Genomic DNA, 21,967 nt, shown 5'->3' with positions numbered 1-21,967 from the left:
ATGCACTGGATGGCCGAGAGTGCAGTTTCTTCGCGTGAGCAGCGGACGCGCGACACCGAGCGCGCGCTGCGCCGTCGCGCGCGCGAGCTCACCGCCGAGCGCGGGCTGACCGGCTTCACCGTCGAAGAGCTGTGCGCTGAGGTGGGCGTCTCGCGACGCACCTTCTTCAACTACTTCGCGGGCAAGGAGAACGCCGTCCTGGGTGTGTCGATGCGCACCGACGTCAGCGAGGCGGAGGCGGCGTTCGTCACCGGTGACGGCGACCTGCTCGACGCTCTCGCGGCGCTCATGATCGCGCGGTGGGAATCGGTCGACATGGACATCTCCGAGGCGCGCCTCGTCGGTGCGGCGGTGGAGAGATCGCCCGAGCTGCACCGCACCTTCTTCGCCCACATCGCCGAGGCGCAGCGCGCCGACCGCGCACTCATCGCCGGCCGACAGGGATGGCCCGACGACGACGAGCGGGCCGCCGTCGCGGTCGACCTCGTCGGCTCGCTCATGCGCCCGTGCGTCGACCGGTTCTTCGCCCACGACGGCACGGTGCCCTTCGCCGATATCTTCCGAGACCGCCTCGCCGTCGCGCGCTCCCTCCTCGACCCCGCCTGCTGACCTCCGACAAGGACCCCTCATGACCTCCTCCGCCCTGGAGCAGCCGTTCCTCCTCACCAAGCGGCGCATCTGGATCATCTTCAGCGCCCTCATCGCGGGCATGCTGCTGGCGAGCCTCGACCAGACGATCGTCTCGACGGCCATGCCGACGATCGTCGGCCAGCTCGGCGGCGTCGAGCACCAGGTGTGGATCGTGACCGCCTACCTGCTGGCCACGACGATCGTCATGCCGATCTACGGCAAGTTCGGCGACGTGCTCGGCCGCCGGCACCTCTTCCTCATCGCCATCGGACTGTTCACCGTAGCCTCCGCCGGCGCGGCCTTCGCGGGCGACTTCTGGGCGTTCGTCGCCTTCCGCGCCATGCAGGGCCTCGGCGCCGGCGGCCTCATGATCCTGTCGCAGGCCATCATCGCCGACATCGTCCCCGCCTCCGAGCGCGGCAAGTACCTCGGCCCGCTCGGCGGCATCTTCGGCCTTTCGGCGGTCGCGGGCCCACTGCTCGGCGGCTACTTCGTCGACCACCTCACGTGGCAGTGGGCGTTCTACATCAACATCCCGATCGGCATCGCGGCGTTCGTCATCGCACTGGTGGCACTCAAGCTGCCGGTGAAGCGCGCCACCAAGCCGATCGACATCCTCGGCGTGCTGCTGCTGTCGACCGCCACCACGTGCCTCATCTTCTTCACCGACTTCGGCGGCGACGCCGCACACGGCTGGAAGGCGCCGGAGACCTGGATGTGGGGTGCCGGTCTCCTCATCGCCGCGCTTCTGTTCGTGTTCGTCGAGTCGCGCGCGGCCGACCCCATCATCCCGCTCAGCTTCTTCCGTAACCCGGTCTTCGTCAACGCCACCGCGATCGGCCTCATGATCGGGCTGGCGATGTTCGCCGCAATCGGATTCATCCCCACCTTCCTGCAGATGGCGTCGGGCACCTCGGCAGCCGTGTCGGGCCTGCTCATGCTGCCGATGATGGTGGGCCTCATGGGAACCTCGATCGCCTCGGGTCTGATCATCACGCGGACCGGGCGCTACAAGGTCTTCCCGATCGCCGGAACGCTCACGACGGGCCTCGCGATCGTGCTCATGGCCGGCATGACCGCCGAGACGCCCATCTGGATCATCTGCGTGTTCCTGTTCATCTTTGGGGCCGGACTCGGCCTCATCATGCAGGTGGTCGTGCTGGTGGTTCAGAACGCGGTGCCCGCGGCCGACATCGGATCGGCCACGAGCACGAACAACTACTTCCGCGAAGTGGGCGCGGCCCTCGGCACCGCGGTGTTCGGCACCCTGTTCACCACCCGCCTGAGCGAGAACCTCACCAGCGTCTTCGCCGACGCCGGAGCGACCCCCGAGCAGGCGGCAGAGGCGACGGCGACGATCGACCCGCAGGTGCTCGATCAGCTGCCCGCGACGGTGCGCGACGGCATCGTCACCGCCTATGCCGACGCCCTCGCTCCGGTGTTCTGGTACGTACTGCCCTTCATCGGCGTCGCGTTCGTGCTGAGCCTGTTCCTCAAGCAGGTGCCGCTGTCGGATGTGGCGGGCCTCGTCGCCCGCGGCGAGGCCGTCGGGGGCGAAGAGGCCGAGCGCCTGGAGGCCGAGCAGCGCGCATCAGCCGACGCCCGCACACCCCGCGCCGCCCGTGCCGCCGATCCCGGCGACGCGAGCAACGCCCCGGAGCGCGATCGACGCGAGCGCTGACGCACTGGCGCCGCGGCGGAGTGTTCACCGGACCCGCCAGCGGCGTATCGTGGTGCACATGGGCACCATCTACTACGGCGGATCCGCCACCCCCATCCACATCGAGGACCGTGCCCTGGCGCACCTCAAGGTCGTGATCGCCACGAAGCTCCGTCGGAACGAGAGCTTCACGGTGTCATGGCAGCATCCGACCGGCGAACCGGAGGGCCGCAGCACGCTGTGGCTGCACCCGTCGATCCCGCTGCGGTTCGTCTTCGACGCTCCCGAGCCGCCGGAATTGAGCCGTCAGTGGATCGAGGACCTCGCCAGCTCCGCCAATTCATCCGGCGGCATCCAGCTGATCACCGAACAGGTGAGCATCACCGACTGATGTGGTCGACGCCCCTCAGCCGCGCGGCGGGTTCGCGTCGGTGACGGGCGCCTCGTCCTCGGGGGGCTCAGGCACGATCCAGAGCCCGTTCGGGCCGCTCGCGGTCTGCATCAGCTCCTCGATCCAGACGCGGTTGATGCGGGGCTGACGACTGCCGAAGAAGTGGAACTGCATCGGCACCGACGGATGCATCCAGAAGCTGCGGCGACCACTGCCGTCGCCGACCTCGACGTCGAACATGAACGACTCCGCACGGCGCAGCTTGTTCATCACCACGATGCGCAGGTGGGCGAGCACACGGTCTTCGATCTCCACAGAGTTCGAGGAATTGTCGTAGATGAAGCGACCCATGGACGCGAGCCTACCCGGTCAGAACGGCCACACGAACGGCACGTAGAGTACGGCGAACGCGACGAAGAGGGCCGCGAGAGGCAGGCCGAGCCGCCAGTAGTCCCCGAAGCGGTACCCGCCTGGCTCCATGATCATGAGGTTGGCCGGCGTAGCGATCGGCGTGAGGAACGCGGCCGCGCCCGCGACGGTGAGCGCCATCATGAACGGCATCACCGACAGGTCGAGGGTCGCCGCGATCGACACGGCGATCGGGGCGACGATGAGCACGGTCGCGGCGTTGCTGATGAGCTGACCGAGCACGAGGGTGAGCAGGCACAGCGCGAGGAGCACCACGTGCGCGCTCGCGCCGCTCATCGCCGCCAGCACCCAGCCGGCGACGAGGTCGGCGGTGCCCGTCTGGATGAACGCCGTCGACAGCGGGATCATGCCGGCGATCAGCACGATCGTCGTCCACGAAATCGACTGGAAGGCCTGCGGCACGCTGATCGCGCGGGTCAGCACGAGCGCTACGGCCGCGAGCAGGGCCGCGGCGGCGGGCGGCACGACACCGGTCGCCAGCAGCACGACCATCACGGCGAGAACGACGACCGCGCGCTTGGCTCCGCGCCCGAGCGGCACCGAGCGGCGCAACTGCGCGGGCGCGTCCACCGGCAGCATCCCTCCCGAGGCCGTGCGAACCGTCAGGGCATCCCATGTGCCTTGCAGCAGCAGGGCGTCGCCGGCCTGCACCACGATGTCGCCGGTCTTCAGCACCTGTTCGCCGCGTCGGGCGGCCAGCACGACGAGATCGCCGTCGGGTGTGGTCATGCCGGGAGCGACGACGGTGCCGATCAGGGGCGAACGCGGCGCGATGACCACCTCGGTCACTCCCGAGGCGGGGCCGAGGAGCGTGCCGGTGTCGAGCGACACGTCGTACTCGTGTCGAAGCACACGGGCGTGACGGGCGAGGTCGGTCGGCAGCCGCACGCCCTCGCGCATCGGCAGCAGCGGCTTGCCGAGCAGGACGATCACCGCCGCCGACGCGATCACGAGGGGCACACCGACCAGCGCGAACTCGAAGAATCCGAAGGCGCGTCCGCCGTTCTCGGCGGCGATGTCGGAGACGATGATGTTCACCGGCGTTCCGGTGAGGGCGAGGAGCGACCCCGCACTCGCCATGAAGGCCAGCGGCATGAGCAGCTGCGAGGGCGGCAGCCCCGCGCGGGCGGCGACGACGACCACGAGAGGCACGAGGGCCGCGACGGCGCCGTTGATGCTGATGAGCGCCGATGCGATCGCGACGACGGCGCCGATCGCGAGGAGGAGCCGAGCTCGGCCCGTGCCCGCGCGCGTGATCACCTGCTTGCCCGCCCAGGCCGTGACCCCGGTGGCATCGAGCGCTTCGCTCACGACGAAGAGCCCCGCGATGAAGAGCACGGTCGGGTCGCCGAATCCGGCGACCGCCTCCGGCAGGGTGAGCACGCCGCTGAAGAACAGCAGCAGGGAGACCCCCACCGCGATGACGGCGATCGGCACCCGGTTGCTCACGAACGCGACGACCGCGAGGGCGAGGATGATCAGTGTGGCGGCGACGGGGTCCACGCGGCCAGCGTAGCGATCAGGCCGCGTCGACGGGCTCTGTCGCGAGCCGCTCCTTGACGCGGCGTTCGACCAGCACGGGGATGAACGCGCGCACGCGGGCGCCGTCGAGCTGCGCGAGCTCGTCGGCCGCGATCTCGCGCAGCCGATCCTCGCCGACGAACGGGTACGTCTCGGACAGCCGCTCGAGCGCGTAGACGAGCGCTTCGTACTCCGATTCCGGCTGGAGGCGGCTCATACTCGCATTGTCCGCCCCGCCGCGTGCGTCGTCCAGGTGCTTCACGGGTCCGTCATGGATCGATCCATAGATTATGGTCTATATATGACCTCCTCGCGCCGGATCGAGACCATCCGCTCCCTCACGGGAGAGTTCGCCGGCAGCGCCGGACTCGCCGCCGTCGCCATCGGGTCGGGGATCGCCGCGCAGACCCTCTCCCCGGGGGACGTGGGCCTGCAGCTGTTCGAGAACGCCTTCGCCACGGCACTCGGACTCGGGGTGCTCATCGCCGTCTTCGCCCCCGTCTCCGGCGCCCATTTCAACCCGGTGGTGACGCTCGTCGACGCGCTGCTCCACGGGCGGCCGGTGCAGAGCGTTGCGACCTACCTTCCGGTCCAGATTCTCGGATGCATCACGGGCGCCGTCGTGGCGAACCTCATGTTCGGCCTTCCCGCCGTGTCGTGGGCGACGACCGACCGGGCGAGTTGGCCGACGCTGTTCGCGGAGGTCGTTGCGACGGCCGGCCTCCTCACGGTGATCTTCGGTCTCGTGCGCACGGGGCGCTCGCACCTCGCCGCCCCGGCCGTGGGCGCCTACATCGGCGCCGCGTACTTCTTCACCTCGTCGACGAGCTTCGCGAACCCCGCCATCACGGTCGGCCGGGCTTTCTCCGACACCTTCGCCGGCATCGCACCGACCTCCGTCCTCCCCTTCATCGGTGCGCAGCTGGTTGGCGCGGTGCTCGCGTGGGGGTTCATCCGCGCCGTGTTCCCCCGCACCGACATCGCCACGATCCCGACGGCATAGCCGACCGACGACGGCCGTGGGGAGGGGGTTGACCCGAACAGCGCTCCACACGTGAGACTGATGCCGTGACCCGGGTGAGAGAGAACCTCCGCGACTGGCGCCAGACGTCGCTGAACCGCCACCGCGTGCTGCTGGCGGCCAAGACCGCGGCCGCCGCCGCGATCGCGTGGCTGCTCGTCCCCCTCCTTCCGTTCGTGAGCAACGAGTACTCCTACTACGCCCCCTTCGGCGTGCTCGTGGTCATGTACCCGACGGTGGCGGCCACGGCCCGCACCGGGGGCCAGACCCTCCTGGGTCTCGCGCTCGGGATCGGTTTGGGCGTCGCGGCGCTCGGCGCGACCGAGTTCTTCGACATCCCGCCCGTCATCCCCCTGGCCGCGGTCGTCGGTGTCGGTGTGCTTCTCGGCGGCATCCGACACCTCGGAGCCGGTCGCGACATCCTCGCGGTCGCCGCCGTCTTCGTGCTGCTGCTCGCCGGGCAGGCGGGGTCCGGGGACTATCCGCTGTCGTACCTCGTGACGATGGGCGTCGGCGTCGTCGTCGGGCTCGTCGTGAACCTCGTCGTCGTTCCGCCGCTGTATTTCGAGTGGGCCAGTGGCAAGCTCACCGACCTGCGCGAAGCCGCCGCGGCGTTCCTCGACACCCTCGCCGATCACGTGCGCGAGCCGGATGCCGCACAGGTGGACGCCGCCCTGTCGCACCTGGACGCGATGACCGAAGAGGTCCGACGCGAGGTCGCCGAGGCTGAGGATTCCGCCCGCGCCAACCCCCGGGGCCGGCGCCACCTCGCCGAGCTGCAGCAGAACGCGCGTCGCCTGCGTTCGATGGACCTCACCGTCGCCGCCACGCGCGACCTCGCCGAGGTCATCTCGGGGCGTCATCCCGAGACCCTGGTCGAGATGGACGACGAGGCGCAGCGCCTGTTCGCCGACGCGATCCGCGCCTGCGCCACGCTGACGAAGACGCCGATCGACGATGACGGCCTCGACGACCGTGTGCGCGCCGCGAAGGACGCGCTCGAGCGCTACCTCGGTGCACTGCCATCGACGACCGTCTCGACCTCGACGATGGCTCAGCGCATCGAGCCGGCGATCTTCCTGCGTCGCCTGGTCGACGCCTCCACCCTGTTCATGGATGACACCAGAGCCTGATCTCGGCGCCTGTCAACCCCCGCGGTGATTCGGGGTCTCCGACCCTAGCGTCCGAGCACAACCGCTCACGCGCACAGGAAGGGGAAGACGATGTTCTTCCACAAGCAGGAGTTGCAATTCGCCGCCACGCCCGACAAGCCCGATGCGATCTTCGCCCGGCGGCTTCAGGAGGTGCTCGGCGGACAGTACGGCGAGATCACGGTGGCCATGCAGTATGGCTTCCAGGCCGTCAACTGCCATCTGCCGGGAAAGTACCGCGATCTGCTGTATGGCATCGGCGCCGAGGAGATGGGACATGTCGAGATGCTGGCGGTGATGATCGCGCAGCTGCTCGAGAAGGCACCCGTGTCGCAGAGCGAGGAGGCCGTGGCGTCGGATCCGACGCTCGCCGCCGTGTTGGGCGGGATGGACGTGCAATCGGCGATCGTCGCCGGGGCCGGCGTTCGTCCCGTCGACAGCAACGGCAACCCGTGGCAGGGGTCCTACATCACCGCCAGCGGCAACCTCCTCGCCGACTTCACCGCCAACGCCAACGCGGAGATGCAGGGCCGCACCCAGGTGGCCCGGCTCTACCACATGACCGACGACAGCGGCGTGCGGGACATGCTGTCCTTCCTGCTCGCGCGAGACACCATGCATCAGAACCAGTGGATCGCCGCCGCGGCCGAGTTGCGCGAGGAGGGCGTGGAGGACCTGCCCGTTCCGAGCAACTTCCCGCTCAGCAAAGAGGCGCGCGAGCACGCCTACACGTACTACAACTTCTCCGACGGTCAGGCGGCGGCGGAGGGCTCCTGGGCCTCCGGGCCGACGCCCGACGGCAAGGGCGAATTCCGCTATGAGGACGGCCCCGGCACCTCGGTGCCGATGCCGCCGCCGACCACACCCGATCCGCGCTACTACGGCACCGATGCGAAGCCGGGCTTCATCGACAAGGCCGAGGGCGTCGTGCGCGACGCGCTATCGTAGCCGCGAGTCGGCGCGAGACCGGGTGATCCGCCCGGTCTCGCACCATGCGGAAGGGGTCGGATGCCTGCTGTCGCCGTGATCGGTGCTCTCACGTTCGTGCTCAGCGCCCTGTCGGTGAAGCTGCAGCGCACGGGGGTGCCCCCGCTCCTGATCGCACTCGCCTGCGGCGCCCTGCTCGGGCCGTTCGCGGCGGGAGTCGTGCAGCCGACCGCGTGGGGCCTCGGATCGACAGAGGTGCTCGAGTCGGTGGCACGGGTCGTGCTCGCGGTGTCGCTGCTCGGCGTCGCGCTGAGGTTCCCGCGGGGATACTGGCGCGCGAACCTGCGCTGGATCGTCGCCAGCATCGCCGTCGGCATGGTCGTGATGTTCGCCGTCGCGACCGGGGCGGTGCTGCTGCTGGGCATCCCCCTTCTGTCGGCCATGCTGATCGCGGCAGCGATCACGCCGACCGATCCGGTCGTGACCACGCCGATCGTCACCGGCACCGTCGCAGAGGAGCGCATCCCGAAGCGGGTGCGTCTGAACCTCTCGTCGGAGAGCGGGCTGAACGACGGGCTCGCATATCTGATCCTCATGCTGCCGCTGCTGCTCGTGACCACCGGCGGCACCGAGGCATGGCGAGAGTGGCTGACGACGACGCTCCTGTGGGAGGTCGCGGTGCCCGTGGTGGCGGGCTTCGGCCTGGGCTGGGCCGCAGGCTGGCTCCTCGACGCGGTCATCGCCCGGGGATGGTCGAACTCCACGAGCTACCTCGGATATGCCCTCGCGCTGGCGCTCGCGATCCTCGCCGGTCTGCGGATCATCGAGACGGATGCGGTGCTGGGGGTCTTCGTGGCGGGCGCGGCGTTCGGCAATCGCCTGACCGACGACCTCCGCGCCGAACTCGGACGCGAGATCGACGAGCTCGGTCGCGTGCTCATCCTGCCGCTGTTTGCGGTCATCGGCGCTCTCCTCCCGTTCGACCGATGGGCGGCGGAAGGGTGGGCGCTGCCCCTCGTGCTCGTGCTCGCGCTGATCGCCCGCCGGGTGGCCGGCATGTGGCTGACGCGCCCCATCTACGCCCGCCTGCACTCCCGGGCCGAGACGGCGTTCATGAGCTGGTTCGGCCCGGTGGGGGTGTCCGCGCTTCTCTACGCGTGCCTGGCGGAGCGCCGCACCGGCGACGATCTGGTGCTTCCGGCCGTGCTCCTGGCGATCGCGCTGTCGGTCGTCATCCACGGCCTCAGCACGCGGCCGGCCGGCGTGTGGCTGCAACGACGGGAGCGGATGGGCTAACTGGCGCCGCCCTCGATGCGCACGTCGTCGAGCGCACTGCCGTCACCCCACCCGTCGGAGGTGATCACGCTCAGTCCACCGTTGCTCTCGAGCACCACGACGGCGATACGCGACAGGTCGCCGACGCCTGCCTGCCGCACGGCCTGCCGCACGTCGGCGCGCGAGAGCCTCGTGCGTCGGAGCGCATCGTCGTCGAAGTGACCGCTCTTGAGCAGCACCGTCGGCGACGCCGTCGTCAGTCGGCGCACGCGACGCCATCGTGCGGCGAGGAACGCCACGATCACCTGCAGCGCGAGAAGGAGAGCGAGCGCGATCGCGCCTTCGACGTAGGAGACGTCGGAGGACAGCAGGATCGTTGCGAGGGTGGACCCGAGGGCGACCGTCACGACGAAGTCGAAGGCGTTCAGCTGGGCGAGTGCGCGCTTGCCCGAGACGCGGATGAACACGACGAGCGCCGCATAGGACGCGACGCCGACGAGCAGCACGCGGAAAACGTCTGACCAGGTGTCGAACCACATGCGCCCGACCATAGGCGCGACGGCGGTCGGTGGCTACGGGGTTGCGTCGACCTCGTCGAGGGGCTCGCGCTCGGCGGTCGTCTCGCCGTCGTTCACCGGGTCGGGGATGGGTATCACGGCGATCGGGATGCCGGGCGCAACGAAGAGGAACGCCTGCCGCAGCGCCCCCTCGCCGTCGTTGAAGGTCAGCCAGTCCCCGCCGCGAGCCACGGCGCGCTCGATCCGCGCTCGCAGTGCATCCGGCTCGACTCCCCCGATGGAGTACGTCTGTCCGCCGTAGACGACGTCAATGCGCTTCATGGTCACGACCGTGCTTCGACAGCACCTTGCCGCCGTCCGCCGAGGGCTCGGGAACGAGGTGCAAGCCGCCCGGGGAGTTCGCCGTGTAGGACAGCGCCTCCAACCATGCGCCGTTCAGCTGCGCGCGGCGACTGCCGTAGTACTTGTACACCAGCGAGCAGTTGGCGTGCATCCACACCGTGGTGCGCCCGTCGCCGATGCTGGAATCGTCCTTCCAGGTGAACGTGAAGCTCTCGCCGCGACGCAGCTTTCCGGTGATCACCGTCTGCAGGTGCGCGAGCGCGCGGTCCTCGAAGTCGACCTTCACGCTGTTCTCGTAGATGAATTTTCCCATGGGCTCACCTCCGCCATCACTCAAGCACGTTCGTGGGCGCCCGACCATCGTCTTGACACCGCTTCCGTCAGCTGAGGGCGGCGGTCAGCTGATGGCGACGACGATGCCGCCCGCCGCGCCGACGAGCACCACCATCCAGGGCGGGAGCCGGAACGCGACGAGCAGAACGAAGCACACCAGCGCGAGCGCGAACGTCGCGGGTCCGGTCACGGCCGTGACGAACACCGGATCGTAGAGGGCGGCGGCGAGGATGCCGACCACGGCGGCGTTGGCACCCGCCATCGCCGCGCGTGCGCCCGCGCGCCGCCGAAGGTCGTTCCAGAACGGCAGGACGCCGGTGAGCAGCAGGAAGCCGGGCAGGAAGATCGCCACGAGGGCGAGCACGCCGCCCGCGACGCCACCGGGCCCGACCGACGAGACCGCGCCGAGGTAGCCGGCGAACGTGAAGAGCGGGCCCGGCATCGCCTGGGCGACCCCGTAGCCGGCGAGGAAGGCGTCGGGCGACACCCAGCCGGGCACGACGACCTCGGCCTCCAGCAGCGGCAGCACGACGTGTCCGCCGCCGAAGACGAGCGCACCGGCACGGTAGAAGGCATCGACCAGATCGACCGCGCCCGACCCGGTCGTCGCCGCGAGCAGCGGGAGACCGGCGAGCAGCACGACGAAGGTCGCAAGGCACAGCCAGCCGACCGTGCGCGTCACGCGGAACACGCCCGCCGGCCCCGCCGCGTCGACCGAAGCACGGCAGAGCCACAGCCCGACCAGTGCCCCGACGACGATCACGCCGATCTGCGCGAGCGAACTCGGCAGCAGCACCACGACCGCGGCGGCTCCGGCGGCGATTCCGGCGCGCTGCCGATCGGGCGCGAGCGTTCGCGCCATCCCCCACACCGCCTGCGCGACCACGGCGACCGCCACCACCTTCAAGCCGTCGAGCACGCCGGCGCCGATCGGTCCGCCCACCGCGGCGCCGACGAACGCGAAGGCGATCATGAGCACCGCTGACGGCAGGGTGAAGGCGACGAACGCCGCGAGCGCACCGCCTGCGCCGGCGCGCAGCATCCCGAGACCGAAACCGACCTGACTGGACGCCGGCCCCGGCAGGAACTGGCACAGCGCCACGAGGTCCGCGTACGCGCGGTCGTCGACCCAGCGACGCCGCGTGATGAGCTCGTCGCGGAAGTATCCGAGGTGCGCGATCGGGCCGCCGAAAGACGTGAGGCCGAGCTTCAGGAAAGCCAGGAACACTTCCACCACCGACCCACGAGGGCGGCGCGAAGGGGCGGGCGCGTCGGCGTTCGCAAGGGGCCCGTCGGACGACACGCTCACACGCTACCGTGGCCCGGGAGAGGAAGGTGGTCTGTGATGGCAGGACGACTCGTGCAGCTTTCCGGCGGACGCGCGCTCGGGGTGAGCGGTTTCGGTGACGCCCTGGCGCAGCGCGCGGTGGTGATGTGCCATCCCGCTCCGGGCGGCGGCGGGTTCGATCCCGATCCCACCGTCTCGACCCACTGGGGCGCGCGCATCGTCGGGATCGACCGCCCGGGCTACGGAGCATCCGACGCCTGGCGTGCGGGCGAGCGCCCCTCCTTCGCGACCCACGCCGACGACATCGCCCACTACCTCTCGCAGATCGAGAGCAGCACCTCGCGCATCTCGGCGATGGAAATCGGACCCTTCGGCGTCGTGGGCTGGGGCCTCGGCGGATACGCCGCCCTCGCTCTCGCGTCGCGACACCCGCACCTGGTCGACCGGGTCGCGCTCGTCGACGTTCCCGACCCCGGGCGGTTCGCCCGCCAGAGCGCACCGCAGCCGCCGTTCCGCGTCGCCGACATCGGCATCGCACCGGCCGAGCCCGCCTTCGAGTCGACCGCCGCCGGTCGCCGCATTCGCCGGATGCTGGATGCCGCGGCGACGCAGGGCGCCGCCGGGGTGCAGGACGATTTCGCAGCGGCGGCCGACGACGACTGGCGGCGACGCCTCCGCGACATCCGCGCCGACGTGCTGCTCGTCTACGGCGACCAGCACCCGACGGTGGATGCGCATCTCGACGGCCGCCGCCTGCGCCGCCGGCTTCCCCGTGCCCGGGTTGTGCGCGTCGAGGCGGGCACGGGCCTGTCGATCACGACGCACTGGCCGAGCATCCTGAACCACGTCGCCCCACGCCACGGCGGCGTCTCGCCCACTCTGCGCGACGGCGCACCGTAACCGCGGCGCCCGCTCGCCGCGGGGCTCGCTCGAGGCGGGCACTCGCTCGAGAAACCACATTCGCCCCGAGAAACACCGCGCTGCCTGGTTTCTCGGGCCAATCGCGGTTTCTCGGCGAGGATGCGGGCGCGCCACGGGGAAAGGGGCCGGTCAGCCGGGCTCCACCGCCGCATCGGCACTCTCGGTCTCCTGCAAGGCGCGGATGAGGCTGCGCGCGTCGTAGGGACCACGATGGCGACGGCCGTTGACGAAGAACGTCGGAACCGAGGAGATCGACATCGCCTCGGCGTCGAGCATGTCATCCTGCACCCGCGCGGTGACCGCGGATGCGGTGAGGTCGCGTTCGAAACGCTCCACGTCGAGCCCGAGGCGGTCCGCCAGACGCACGATGTCGGAGGGCAGCTGGTTGTCCTGGTCGGCGAACAGACCGCGCAGGAACTCCGGGAACCTCCCCTGTCGCGCGGCGGCCTCGGCCGCCTCGGCCGCCGCGAGGGCGTTCGGGTGCTGATCGGTCAACGGCGCATGCCGCCACACGTAGCGCACCCGGTCCCCGAGTTCGCGGCGCACGTCGTCGATCGACCCCGAGGCCTTGAGGCAGAACGGGCACTGGAAGTCGCCGTACTCGACGATCTCGTAGGGAGCGTCGTCGCGCCCGAACACATGGTCGCGGGCGGGATCGACCGGGCGCACGAGGGTCTCACCCGTCTCCACAGCGGGGCGCACGGCGTCGGAGATCCGGAACACGACCGTGGCCGCCACGAAGGCGATGACAGAGGCGACGAGCACGCCCACGCGTGCTTCGTTCTGCGCCGTCGCGCCGTCGATGGCGATGTCGACGATGAAGAGCGAGATCGTGAAGCCGATGCCGCACAGCAGGCCCCCGCCGGCAATCCGGTCGAGGGTGAGCCCGGCACCGAACTCGCCGGCGCCGAATCGGCGCATGAGCGCGGAAGCCCCGAACACGCCGAGGAACTTCCCCACCGCCAGGCCGACGACGATGCCCCACGTGAGCGAGGAGGTCACCGCGCCGGCGAGGATCTCGGGACTGATGACCACCCCGGCGTTCGCGAGGGCGAACAGGGGCAGGATGACGAAGGCAACGTATGGGGCGTAGGCGCTCTGCAGCCGCTCGTTGACCGAGATCGATTCGCGCAGGCTGTTCGCCGCCGCCCGGGCGTACTCGGTGTTCGGGGACTGCCGGAAGGTGCGTGCCAGTTCCAGGGCGTGTTCGACGTCGCGCCGATTCGGACGATAGACGGGAACGAGGAGGGCGATGGCGACGCCCGCCAGGGTGGGGTGCACACCGGAGGCGAGGAAGGCCATCCACACGATGATCGACAAGGTCGCGTAGACCGGGCCGCGTCCGCTCGGCAGATAGCGGGTGGCATAGACGCCGGCCAAGCCCACGGCCGCGATGACCAGCGGGAGCACGTCGAGACTGTCGGTGTAGACGAACGCGATGATGCTGAGCGCGCCGATGTCGTCGACGACAGCGAGCGCGAGGAGGAACACGCGCAGGCGTCCGGGAACGCGCGGTCCCACGAGCGCGAGAGCACCGACGAGGAAGGCCGTGTCTGTGGAGATGACGACACCCCACGCGTGCGCGTAGCCGGAGCCGGCGGCGACCGCGACGAACAGCACGGCGGGGATGGCGAGGCCCGCGAGCGCGGCGAAGACCGGCACGCTCGCCCGGCGCCAGCTGGTCAGCTCGCCGATCGCGAACTCGCGACGAACCTCGAGGCCGACGGTGAAGAAGAAGATCGCCATCAGCGCGTCGTTGACGAGCGCATGCAGCGTGAAGTCGATCTGAATGTCGCCGAGCCCGATCGACAGGTGCGTCTCCCAGAATGACTCGTATGCGCCGTCGGCGATATTTGCCCAGGCGATGGCGACGAGGGTGGCCAGCAGGAGCAGGAGTGCTCCGGAGCGGTTCATGCCGATCGCCCCGACCTTGTCGGCGATCGAGGCGTGCTTGCGGGAGCGGGCAGAGGGGCTCGACACGTCGACAAGTCTCCACCCGTTCGGGCATCCGCGGGAGAGGTCACGCAGAACCCGCTCGGTAGAGTGACGAGGGTGGAATCCGACGACGAGCTGAGCGAAGACGCCGGACAGAGCGCATGCGGTCCGGGATGCACGTGCGGCGCCCCCGAACGATCCACGTTCCTCCCTCTCGGCACGACGAAGCGCCGCATCGAGGGGGCCGGCGAGCCGTCCGGGGCACACGGCGTCGAGCAGGCGATCATCCCGGCGGGAACCTTCGCCATGGGCGATTCCTCGGGCGACCGGAATCCCGGTGACGGCGAGGTGCCGGTGCACGATGTCACCCTCGACGCGTTCTCGATCGACGCGACCAGCGTGACCAACGACGACTTCGCCCGTTTCGTCGACGCCACGGGCTTCGAGACCGAGGCCGAGACCTTCGGCTTCTCCGCCGTGTTCCACCTCGCGCTCGACGCACCCGACGACGACGTCATGGGGCGCGCATCCGGAACCCCGTGGTGGATCGGCGTCCGCGGCGCCGACTGGCGGCACCCCGGAGGGCGGAACAGCTCGATCGACGGCCTCGGAGACCACCCGGTCGTGCACGTCTCGCACAACGACGCGCTCGCCTACTGCGCCTGGGCCGGTCGGCGTCTGCCCACCGAAGCGGAGTGGGAGTACGCCTCCCGCGGCGGCCTCGACGGCGCCAAATACCCGTGGGGCGACGAGGAGCCCGATTCCGGCGGCGCGTGGCGCACCAACATCTGGCAGGGTGCCTTCCCGCACGCCAATACCCTGGAGGACGGATTCCTCACCACCGCTCCGGTGCGCACCTTCTCGCCCAACGGCTATGGGCTGTGGCAGACGGTCGGGAACGTCTGGGAGTGGTGCGCGGACTGGTGGGATCCCCGCACCTACGCCGCGTCGCCTCCCCGGAATCCACAGGGACCGGAGCGGGGCGATGTGCGGGTGCTGCGCGGCGGAAGCTTCCTCTGCCACATCTCCTATTGCAACCGGTACCGCAATTCGGCCCGCTCGCAGAACACCCCTGACTCCTCGATGGGCAACGCCGGGTTCCGCACGGTCGCCCTGGCCGGTTCGTGAGCGGGTCATCGGATGCGCCGCGAGGCGGCGACGCGTCACGGCGCCGTGATGCGCTGACGTGGATCGCGCTCGTCGTCGCCGCCGCAGCCCTCGGAGTCATCGTGTGGGCCTGCGTCACCGCGTGGGGGGGCGATCGTCCACGGACACCCGGCCTATGCCGTGCTGCTGGGCGCGGCCGCTCTGCTCGCGGTCCTGGGCGTCGTCGTGGCGCTGCGCGGCGCTCGTCGCCGGACCGCGGCGCGGGTCACCGGTCGCATCCTCCTCCTGGTCGCAGCCGCCGGGGGCATCGCCGCCCTCGCCTGGCTCCGCCCGTACCCGGCGGTCGAGCCGGCGCTCTCGGCGATGCAGAGCGACGAGGCCGTCACCGTGGTCGAGAGCGCCGATCGGATCGTTTTCGAGCCCGCGGATGCGCCGTCGTCGACCGCGGTGTTCTTCCAGCCCGGAGCGCTCGTCGACCCTCGCGCCTACGCGGCGGTCCTGCGCCCCCTCGCCGAGGCGGGCCATCCGGTGGTCATCGCCAAGCAGCCGCTGGGGATCGCGTTCCTCGCGCTCGGCGCGTTCGACGACGCCCGCGACGTCGTGCCGCATGCCGACGGCTGGGTGATCGGCGGGCATTCGCTCGGCGGAACGGTCGCCGCAATGCAAGCCGACGAACACGACGAAGACACCGAGCGCCGAGCCACGGGCCTGATCCTGTACGCCTCCTACCCCGCCGACGACATCAGCGAGACCCTCACCACGCAGGTGCTGTCGATCTCCGGCACCGAAGACGGGCTGGCCACGCCGTCGAAGATCGCCGATACCGCCGCCACCCTTCCCGTCGACACGGAGTTCCTCGTTCTCGACGGCGTCTCACACGCCCAGTTCGGCTCGTACGGCCCGCAGCCGGGCGACGGTGTGCCACAGGTATCGGATGAGACCGCGCGCACGGAGATCTCGGACGCGAGCCTCGATTTCGTCTCGTTGTCCGCTGCCGGCTGACCCCTCGGGAATGAAGCGGCATCGGCCTACGCTGGAGGAAAGAAGACCGCAACCGACAGAGAGGCGGCTTCCATGGCAACGCAGACCGTGACGATGGACTCGTTCCGCGAGACCATCGCCGACAACGACATCGTCCTGCTCGACTTCTGGGCCGAATGGTGCGGACCGTGCCGGTCCTTCGCACCCGTCTTCGAGAAGGCGTCCGACGAGCATTCCGACGTCGTCTTCGGCAAGATCGACACCGAGGATCAGCGCGAGCTCGCCGGGGGTTTCGGCATCACGTCGATTCCGACCCTGGCGGCCTTCCGCGAAGGCATCATGGTGTTCTCGCAGCCGGGCGCCCTTCCCGCGCCGGCCCTGGAACAGGTGATCACCGCGGTGAAGGGCCTGGACATGGATGACGTTCGGCGCCAGATCGCCGAGCAGCAGGCCGCGGGCGACACCGAGGCATGACGCCCGACCGACGCCGTCGACGGGGCATCGGGGTCAGCCGATCGTGGTGCCGAACAGCGAGCCGACCAGGAACGTCGCGACCAGCGCGAGCGTCCCACCGATGAGCGTACGCAGGACCGCCTTCCACCGTGACGCACCCCCGATCCACGCAGCGACGTACCCGGTCACCGCGAGGGCGACCAGCACGGCGACGAAGGTGAGGGCGATCCGCTCGGGGTGAGGCGTCAGGAGCATGGTCACCAACGGCAGGAGCGCGCCGACGGTGAAAGCGACGGCGGATGCGATGGCCGCGTACCAGGGACTCACGACGTCGTCGCGGTCGATGTTCAGCTCGGCAGCCAGGTGCGCGCCGAGAACATCCTTCGCCGTCAGCTCCCGCGCGACCTTCTCGGCCGTCGCGCGGCTGAGGCCCTGGGCCTGGTAGATCCCGGTGAGCTCTTCGAGTTCCGCCGCCGGGTCCTCGGCCAGCTCGCGCCGTTCCTTCTCGATCAGGGCGTGCTCGGTGTCACGTTGCGAGGCGACCGAGACGTACTCGCCGAGCGCCATCGAGATCGCTCCGCCGACGAGGGCGGCCGTGCCGGCCAGGAGCACCGGCAGGCTTCCGCTGGTCGCCCCCGCGACGCCGACGACGACCGCAGCCGTCGAGACGATGCCGTCGTTGGCACCGAGCACGCCGGCACGGAGCCAGTTCAGGCGCTGCGCGAGGCCACCACGGTGGGGCTCGTCGGGATGCGCAGAGGAGGCCGGGGCATCGGAGGCGGCGTTCACGGGCGACAGGCTAGCGCTTCGGAGAGAACCGCAGTTGTCACGGCGTCCTCTCGGCGGCGACCCTGGCGATCGTCCGACGCTCGGTCTCGTTCTCGCACAGCGCCAGAGCCCGGTCGAAGGCGGCACGGGCCGCGCCCCGCTCCCCCGTGGCGGCGAGCATGTCGGCGCGCGCGAGATGGAAGTAGTGGTATCCGTCGAGTTCTTCGGCGATCGGCGACAGAAGCGCGAGACCTGACTCCGGCCCCTCGGACAGCGCGGCAGCGACCGCCTCGTTCAGCGACACGATCGGCGACGGCTCGAGCCGAGCGAGCACGGCGTACAGACGCCTGATGGTGCGCCAGTCGGTGTCGTCGAAGGTCGGTGCGCTCGCATGGGCACCGGCGATCGCCGCCTGAAGCTGGTACGGCCCCACGCGGCGGAGCGCGAGCGCGCGTGCCAGCAGGCGCCGTCCCGCCGCGATCGCTTCGGCATCCCATCGGCTGCGGTCCTGGTCGCGCAGCAGCACGACCTCGCCGTCGGCGTCGAGTCGCGCCGGGCGTCGCGCGTCGGTGTAGGCCAGGAGCGATGCCAGCCCCCAGGCCTCAGGCTCCTCCGGGAGCAGGTCGCACAGCGTGCCCGCCAGCCAGCGGGCCTCATCGCACAGGTCGCCGCGCACGAGCTCACCCGTGGGCGCGGCGTGCCCCTGCGTGTAGATCACGTAGACGACCTTCAGCACGTCGTCCAGGGAGTCCGCGAGCAGGTCGCGATCGGGGACCTCGAAGGGCACGCGACTGGCCGCGATCTTCTTCTTCGCCCGCACCAGGCGCTTCGCCATGGTCGCTTCGGAGACGAGGAAGGAACGCGCGAGCGAGGCCGTCGGCAGGCCCACGACGTAACGCAGCGTCAGCGCAACGCGTGCCGACTCGTCGAGGGCGCGGTGGCAGCATCCGAAGATCATCGCCAGCAGGTCGTCGGAGATCGGCCCGCGGTCGCGTTGCGGCAGCTCGAGCGCGGCACGCACATCGTCTTCTCGCCGCGCCCATCGCACGTCGCGTCGGGCCTGATCGATCGCCCAGCGGCGCGCGACGGTGAGCAGCCATGCGCCTGGCGCGCCCGGCAGCCCGTCGGCGTGCCAGCGTTCGGACGCAACCGCGAACGCGTGCTGCGCGGCATCCTCCGCGAGATCGAAGTCGCCGAGGTCGGCGCGCAGGGTCGCGACCAGCCGTGGCCACTGCGCACCGAAGACCTCGGCGACCTCGGGATGCGGCACGCTACTGCTGCATCTGCGACACGTCGAAGATCGGCCGGATCTCGACCGAGCCGTAGTCGACGTTGGGGACCTTCTCGGCCCACGAGATCGCCTCATCGAGGTTCGCGACGTCGAGCACGTAGAAGCCGCCGAGGTGTTCCTTGGTCTCGGCGTAGGGTCCGTCGGTGACGACGGTCTTGCCCTCGCGCACGCGCACCGACGTGGCGGTGTCCTGCGGGTGGAGCGCTTCGCCGGAGACGAAGACCCCGGCGTCCTTCACCATCTGGTCGAAGGCGAACCACTCACCCATCTCCGCGGCTTCTTCGGGGCTTCCCGGCTGCGGACTGACATCGGGGGCGCTGGCGAGGAGGAGCATGTACTGCATGGCGTGTCCTTTCGGTCTGGGAGCCGCCCGTCGCAGCCCCTCACTGAAGCGACGAACACCAGTGCACCAGATGGACACCCCCGCCGCATTTCTTTTCTCGGGTGGCTTCGCGTGCCACGGTGATCTCATGCGCATCCTTCGCGCGCTCCGCTCGCACGCCACGCTCTCGGTCACCGCCGGAGTGCTGACGGTCGTGCTGGTCCTCGCGACGACCGGCCGTGGGGATGCGGCCCGCATCGTCGCGACGACATGGGTCGGGGCGGTGGTCGTGTGGACTCTCGTCGGCATGGTGCGGCAGGTGATGCGCGGGCACGTCGGACTCGACATCCTCGCCGTGGTCGCGATGGTCGCCACCCTCGCGGTCGGCGAGTACGTCGCGTCGCTGATCATCGTGCTGATGCTGGCGGGTGGCGACGCCCTGGAGCGGCTCGCCGGACGCCGTGCAACCCGCGAGCTCACCGCGCTCCTGGACCGCTCCCCCCGCACCGGTCATCGCGTGCGGGCCGCGCCCGAGGGCACGGAGATCATCGCGGACGTCGATGTCGACGACATCGCACCGGGCGATGTTCTGCTCGTACGACCGGCGGAGATCGTTCCGGTCGACGGCGTCGTCCTCGGCGACACCGGCGTGTTCGACGAGTCCTCGCTCACGGGCGAGAGCATCCCCGTCGAGCGGCGAACGGGCGATGCCGTTCCGTCGGGAGCTCTGAACGGCGCCGCCGCGGTTCGCATCCGGGCCACGCGCACGAGCGGGGACAGCCAGTACCAGCAGATCGTCGCCCTGGTGCGCGAGGCCGAGCCTTCCCGCGCGCCGGTCGAACGCCTCGCGGATCGCTTCGCGATCCCGTTCACCGCAGTATCGCTCGTTCTGGCGGGCACTGCCTGGGGAGTTTCGGGCGATCCCTCCCGATTCGCCGAGGTGCTCGTGCTGGCCACGCCCTGCCCCCTGCTCATCGCCGCGCCGGTGGCGTTCCTCGGCGGACTCTCCCGCGCCGCGAATGCCGGTGTGATCGTGAAGGGCGGGGCGGTGCTCGAGCAGCTCGCCCGCGTCGCGTCCGCGGCGTTCGACAAGACGGGCACGTTGACGGCGGGGCGACCCGCCGTGTCCGGGGTCCATCCCACGGCCGGATTCACCGAGTCGCAGGTGCTCGGAGCCGCCGCGGCGGCCGAGCAGTACTCCACCCACGCCTTGGCGCCGGGCATCGTCACCGCCGCCCGGGAGCGCGGTGTGATCGTGGGCGCCGCGACCTCCGCTCGCGAGGCGGCGACCGACGGCGTCACCGCCATCGTCGACGGACACCGCATCGTCATCGGCAAGCCGGCCTTCGTGTCTGCGGCGGCGCCCGAGCTGCAGCGCGCGATCCTCGCACCGGGCGAGGCCGCGGCCTACGTGGCGATCGACGGACGCTTCGCCGGTCACCTGACGTTCGTCGACACGGTGCGACCGGAGTCCCGCCAGGTCGTGAACTGGCTGACGCACAACGGCGTCGGCCGGGTGGCCATGCTGACGGGGGATGTGCCGGCGACCGCCGACTCCATCGCCCGCGACGTGGGGATCACCGAGGTGCACGCCGAGCTGCGACCGCGGGAGAAGGTGCATCTCGCGGCCGAGATGCGTCCTCGCCCGATGATGATGGTCGGTGACGGCGTCAACGACGCGCCGGTGCTGGCCGCCGCCGACGTGGGCATCGCGATGGGGGCGCGCGGGGCCACCGCCGCCGGCGAAGCAGCGGACGCGGTCCTGCTCGTCGATTCGCTCTCCGGCGTCGTCGACGGCATCGCGATCGCGCGTCGCACGGTCCGGGTGGCCGTCACCGCGATCGGCATCGGCATCGCGCTGAGCATCGGCCTGATGCTGATCGCGATGACGGGTGCGATCCCCGCCGTGGCCGGTGCGCTCATCCAGGAACTGGTCGACCTCGCGACGATCCTCTACGCCCTCCGCGCCTTGACCGGCGGCCTCCCCTCGCGAAGCACCCGGACGGGATTCCCAGGCGCGCGCGGTGGACTGGAGGAGTGAGCCCGACACGACGCCGACGGCGACGGCGCCTGACACGCCGCCGCGTGGTCGGCGTGCAGGTGGGCGCGACCGTGGCGCTCGCCGGATTCTTCGGCGTGTGGGGGCTCGTCGTCGCCGCCGACGTGGCCGATTCTCCGACCGAGGTGTGCACCGCGCCCGGCGTGGTCGGCGAGGCGAGCGTCGCCGGGTACTCGGGAGACCAGCTGGCCCATGCGCTGACCATCATGGAGGTCGGCGCCGACGCCGGATTCGACGAAGTCGGGCAGCGCCTGGGCGTGATGGCGGCGATGGGCGAATCGGGGCTCCGCAACCTCGACTACGGCGACTGGGAGACCTCGGGCATCCGCAACCCCGACGGGTCTCGCACGTCGTCGATCGGGCTGTTCCAGCAGCAGGACTGGTGGGGCACGGTCGAGGAGCGGATGGATCCCGCGCGCGCCGCATCCCTGTTCTTCTCGCGGCTCGCGACCGTCGAGGGCTGGGAGCGGATGCCGCCCTCGCGGGCGATCCACACCGTGCAGGTCAACACCGATCCCGACCACTACGCGCGCTGGGCCGATGCGGCCACCGCCGTCACCGACGCCCTCGCGGCGGACTGCTTCGGCGCAACGGCGAGCGCCGGAAAGTAGGATTTATCCGCTCGCTCTCGCGAGATCATCTCC

24 protein-coding genes are annotated in these 21,967 nt (G+C 70.4%); 13 read left to right on the top strand and 11 right to left on the bottom strand.

The genetic code is table 11. The features are described from left to right. The first annotated feature begins 9 nt into the window (after positions 1–9). From B3S45_RS06600 to B3S45_RS06590, 3 genes are read left to right on the top strand one after another with little or no spacing between them, the layout of a single operon-like run. The gene (locus B3S45_RS06600; RefSeq protein ID WP_286718237.1) at positions 10–609 is read left to right on the top strand and encodes a TetR/AcrR family transcriptional regulator; all 600 of its coding nucleotides are present in this window, start codon (positions 10–12) and stop codon (positions 607–609) included. A 19-nt stretch (positions 610–628) separates the two neighbouring features. Beyond that, positions 629–2,311, top strand: a complete 1,683-nt coding sequence (locus B3S45_RS06595) for an MDR family MFS transporter (protein ID WP_286718235.1) — start codon at positions 629–631, stop codon at positions 2,309–2,311. Positions 2,312–2,369: 58 nt separating this feature from the next. Further along, on the top strand, positions 2,370–2,681 hold the full coding sequence (locus B3S45_RS06590; RefSeq protein WP_194384478.1) for a hypothetical protein: 312 nt from the start codon (positions 2,370–2,372) through the stop codon (positions 2,679–2,681). A 15-nt stretch (positions 2,682–2,696) separates the two neighbouring features. Here B3S45_RS06590 and B3S45_RS06585 read toward each other — a convergent pair whose 3' ends face one another. The 3 genes from B3S45_RS06585 to B3S45_RS06575 are packed head-to-tail and all read right to left on the bottom strand — an operon-like array spanning position 2,697 to position 4,848. Further along, complete coding sequence (locus B3S45_RS06585; RefSeq protein WP_194384477.1) at positions 2,697–3,032, bottom strand: ATP-dependent DNA ligase; 336 nt, start codon at positions 3,030–3,032, stop codon at positions 2,697–2,699. 18 nt (positions 3,033–3,050) lie between these two features. Then, entirely contained in the window at positions 3,051–4,613 is a 1,563-nt protein-coding gene (locus B3S45_RS06580; protein WP_194384476.1) for an SLC13 family permease, read from the bottom strand. Between the two features lie 16 nt (positions 4,614–4,629). Further along, positions 4,630–4,848 carry a three-helix bundle dimerization domain-containing protein gene (locus tag B3S45_RS06575; RefSeq protein ID WP_143003736.1) on the bottom strand — a complete coding sequence of 73 codons (219 nt, stop codon included), beginning with the start codon at positions 4,846–4,848 and terminating at the stop codon, positions 4,630–4,632. Positions 4,849–4,932: 84 nt separating this feature from the next. Here B3S45_RS06575 and B3S45_RS06570 point away from each other — a divergent pair, with 84 nt between their 5' ends. From B3S45_RS06570 to B3S45_RS06555, 4 genes are all read left to right on the top strand, one after another. Beyond that, the gene (locus tag B3S45_RS06570) at positions 4,933–5,634 is read left to right on the top strand and encodes an aquaporin (RefSeq protein ID WP_286718227.1); all 702 of its coding nucleotides are present in this window, start codon (positions 4,933–4,935) and stop codon (positions 5,632–5,634) included. A 65-nt stretch (positions 5,635–5,699) separates the two neighbouring features. Next, positions 5,700–6,785: an FUSC family protein gene (locus B3S45_RS06565; protein ID WP_286718224.1), complete on the top strand. Its 1,086-nt coding sequence runs from the start codon at positions 5,700–5,702 to the stop codon at positions 6,783–6,785. A 90-nt stretch (positions 6,786–6,875) separates the two neighbouring features. Further along, positions 6,876–7,751: a manganese catalase family protein gene (locus B3S45_RS06560; protein WP_286718221.1), complete on the top strand. Its 876-nt coding sequence runs from the start codon at positions 6,876–6,878 to the stop codon at positions 7,749–7,751. Between the two features lie 60 nt (positions 7,752–7,811). Further along, entirely contained in the window at positions 7,812–9,026 is a 1,215-nt protein-coding gene (locus tag B3S45_RS06555; RefSeq protein WP_286718218.1) for a cation:proton antiporter, read from the top strand. On the opposite strand, the gene B3S45_RS06550 is transcribed toward B3S45_RS06555, so the two are convergent. From B3S45_RS06550 to chrA, 4 genes are all read right to left on the bottom strand, one after another. After that, the gene (locus B3S45_RS06550) at positions 9,023–9,544 is read right to left on the bottom strand and encodes a DUF421 domain-containing protein (protein WP_286718215.1); all 522 of its coding nucleotides are present in this window, start codon (positions 9,542–9,544) and stop codon (positions 9,023–9,025) included. The two genes, B3S45_RS06555 and B3S45_RS06550, sit on opposite strands and share 4 nt — an antisense overlap. 33 nt (positions 9,545–9,577) lie before the next feature. After that, the gene (locus B3S45_RS06545; RefSeq protein WP_286718212.1) at positions 9,578–9,844 is read right to left on the bottom strand and encodes a hypothetical protein; all 267 of its coding nucleotides are present in this window, start codon (positions 9,842–9,844) and stop codon (positions 9,578–9,580) included. Continuing rightward, the gene (locus B3S45_RS06540) at positions 9,831–10,178 is read right to left on the bottom strand and encodes an ATP-dependent DNA ligase (protein WP_286718210.1); all 348 of its coding nucleotides are present in this window, start codon (positions 10,176–10,178) and stop codon (positions 9,831–9,833) included. The genes B3S45_RS06545 and B3S45_RS06540 overlap by 14 nt, the downstream gene beginning before the upstream one ends. An 84-nt stretch (positions 10,179–10,262) precedes the next feature. Next, positions 10,263–11,501: a chromate efflux transporter gene (gene chrA, locus B3S45_RS06535; RefSeq protein WP_286718208.1), complete on the bottom strand. Its 1,239-nt coding sequence runs from the start codon at positions 11,499–11,501 to the stop codon at positions 10,263–10,265. A gap of 42 nt (positions 11,502–11,543) precedes the next feature. Here chrA and B3S45_RS06530 point away from each other — a divergent pair, with 42 nt between their 5' ends. Continuing rightward, positions 11,544–12,386 carry an alpha/beta fold hydrolase gene (locus B3S45_RS06530; RefSeq protein ID WP_286718205.1) on the top strand — a complete coding sequence of 281 codons (843 nt, stop codon included), beginning with the start codon at positions 11,544–11,546 and terminating at the stop codon, positions 12,384–12,386. A gap of 150 nt (positions 12,387–12,536) precedes the next feature. Here the strand turns inward: B3S45_RS06530 and nhaA are convergent, their stop codons facing one another. Then, complete coding sequence (nhaA, locus tag B3S45_RS06525) at positions 12,537–14,321, bottom strand: Na+/H+ antiporter NhaA (protein ID WP_194385406.1); 1,785 nt, start codon at positions 14,319–14,321, stop codon at positions 12,537–12,539. Positions 14,322–14,459: 138 nt separating this feature from the next. On the opposite strand from nhaA, the gene B3S45_RS06520 reads away from it, so the two are divergent. The 3 genes from B3S45_RS06520 to trxA all read left to right on the top strand — a co-directional run bounded on the left by B3S45_RS06520 (position 14,460) and on the right by trxA (position 16,904). Continuing rightward, entirely contained in the window at positions 14,460–15,470 is a 1,011-nt protein-coding gene (locus B3S45_RS06520) for a formylglycine-generating enzyme family protein (RefSeq protein WP_228480911.1), read from the top strand. 159 nt (positions 15,471–15,629) lie between these two features. After that, the gene (locus B3S45_RS06515; protein ID WP_286718200.1) at positions 15,630–16,451 is read left to right on the top strand and encodes an alpha/beta hydrolase; all 822 of its coding nucleotides are present in this window, start codon (positions 15,630–15,632) and stop codon (positions 16,449–16,451) included. A gap of 72 nt (positions 16,452–16,523) precedes the next feature. Continuing rightward, complete coding sequence (gene trxA, locus B3S45_RS06510; protein ID WP_286718198.1) at positions 16,524–16,904, top strand: thioredoxin; 381 nt, start codon at positions 16,524–16,526, stop codon at positions 16,902–16,904. A gap of 33 nt (positions 16,905–16,937) precedes the next feature. Here trxA and B3S45_RS06505 read toward each other — a convergent pair whose 3' ends face one another. The 3 genes from B3S45_RS06505 to B3S45_RS06495 are packed head-to-tail and all read right to left on the bottom strand — an operon-like array spanning position 16,938 to position 19,285. Next, complete coding sequence (locus B3S45_RS06505; protein ID WP_194384466.1) at positions 16,938–17,672, bottom strand: VIT1/CCC1 transporter family protein; 735 nt, start codon at positions 17,670–17,672, stop codon at positions 16,938–16,940. A gap of 37 nt (positions 17,673–17,709) precedes the next feature. Next, complete coding sequence (locus B3S45_RS06500; protein WP_286718194.1) at positions 17,710–18,921, bottom strand: RNA polymerase sigma factor; 1,212 nt, start codon at positions 18,919–18,921, stop codon at positions 17,710–17,712. A gap of 1 nt (position 18,922) precedes the next feature. Further along, the gene (locus tag B3S45_RS06495) at positions 18,923–19,285 is read right to left on the bottom strand and encodes a YciI family protein (protein WP_194384465.1); all 363 of its coding nucleotides are present in this window, start codon (positions 19,283–19,285) and stop codon (positions 18,923–18,925) included. 127 nt (positions 19,286–19,412) lie between these two features. On the opposite strand from B3S45_RS06495, the gene B3S45_RS06490 reads away from it, so the two are divergent. Both B3S45_RS06490 and B3S45_RS06485 read left to right on the top strand, forming a co-directional pair. Next, on the top strand, positions 19,413–21,305 hold the full coding sequence (locus tag B3S45_RS06490; protein WP_194384464.1) for a heavy metal translocating P-type ATPase: 1,893 nt from the start codon (positions 19,413–19,415) through the stop codon (positions 21,303–21,305). Next, a complete protein-coding gene (locus tag B3S45_RS06485; RefSeq protein WP_194384463.1) occupies positions 21,302–21,934 on the top strand; it encodes a hypothetical protein in 633 nt (210 codons plus the stop codon). The genes B3S45_RS06490 and B3S45_RS06485 overlap by 4 nt, the downstream gene beginning before the upstream one ends. Positions 21,935–21,967 lie beyond the last annotated feature (33 nt).

The sequence above is a fragment of the Microbacterium sp. UBA1612 genome (genome assembly GCF_002321605.1).
Lineage (GTDB): Bacteria > Actinomycetota > Actinomycetes > Actinomycetales > Microbacteriaceae > Microbacterium > Microbacterium luteum.
This window is presented reverse-complemented; position numbering and strand designations above follow the sequence as displayed.

Excerpts from the sequence above, each read along its gene's own strand:
- B3S45_RS06600 (WP_286718237.1), top strand. The coding sequence starts at position 10 with ATGGCCGAGAGTGCAGTTTCTTCGCGTGAGCAGCGGACGCGCGACACC.
- B3S45_RS06595 (WP_286718235.1), top strand. The coding sequence starts at position 629 with ATGACCTCCTCCGCCCTGGAGCAGCCGTTCCTCCTCACCAAGCGGCGC.
- B3S45_RS06590 (WP_194384478.1), top strand. The coding sequence starts at position 2,370 with ATGGGCACCATCTACTACGGCGGATCCGCCACCCCCATCCACATCGAG.
- B3S45_RS06585 (WP_194384477.1), bottom strand. The coding sequence starts at position 3,032 with ATGGGTCGCTTCATCTACGACAATTCCTCGAACTCTGTGGAGATCGAA.
- B3S45_RS06575 (WP_143003736.1), bottom strand. The coding sequence starts at position 4,848 with ATGAGCCGCCTCCAGCCGGAATCGGAGTACGAAGCGCTCGTCTACGCG.
- B3S45_RS06570 (WP_286718227.1), top strand. The coding sequence starts at position 4,933 with ATGACCTCCTCGCGCCGGATCGAGACCATCCGCTCCCTCACGGGAGAG.
- B3S45_RS06560 (WP_286718221.1), top strand. The coding sequence starts at position 6,876 with ATGTTCTTCCACAAGCAGGAGTTGCAATTCGCCGCCACGCCCGACAAG.
- B3S45_RS06555 (WP_286718218.1), top strand. The coding sequence starts at position 7,812 with ATGCCTGCTGTCGCCGTGATCGGTGCTCTCACGTTCGTGCTCAGCGCC.
- B3S45_RS06550 (WP_286718215.1), bottom strand. The coding sequence starts at position 9,544 with ATGTGGTTCGACACCTGGTCAGACGTTTTCCGCGTGCTGCTCGTCGGC.
- B3S45_RS06545 (WP_286718212.1), bottom strand. The coding sequence starts at position 9,844 with ATGAAGCGCATTGACGTCGTCTACGGCGGACAGACGTACTCCATCGGG.
- B3S45_RS06540 (WP_286718210.1), bottom strand. The coding sequence starts at position 10,178 with ATGGGAAAATTCATCTACGAGAACAGCGTGAAGGTCGACTTCGAGGAC.
- B3S45_RS06530 (WP_286718205.1), top strand. The coding sequence starts at position 11,544 with ATGGCAGGACGACTCGTGCAGCTTTCCGGCGGACGCGCGCTCGGGGTG.
- nhaA (WP_194385406.1), bottom strand. The coding sequence starts at position 14,321 with ATGAACCGCTCCGGAGCACTCCTGCTCCTGCTGGCCACCCTCGTCGCC.
- trxA (WP_286718198.1), top strand. The coding sequence starts at position 16,524 with ATGGCAACGCAGACCGTGACGATGGACTCGTTCCGCGAGACCATCGCC.
- B3S45_RS06495 (WP_194384465.1), bottom strand. The coding sequence starts at position 19,285 with ATGCAGTACATGCTCCTCCTCGCCAGCGCCCCCGATGTCAGTCCGCAG.
- B3S45_RS06490 (WP_194384464.1), top strand. The coding sequence starts at position 19,413 with ATGCGCATCCTTCGCGCGCTCCGCTCGCACGCCACGCTCTCGGTCACC.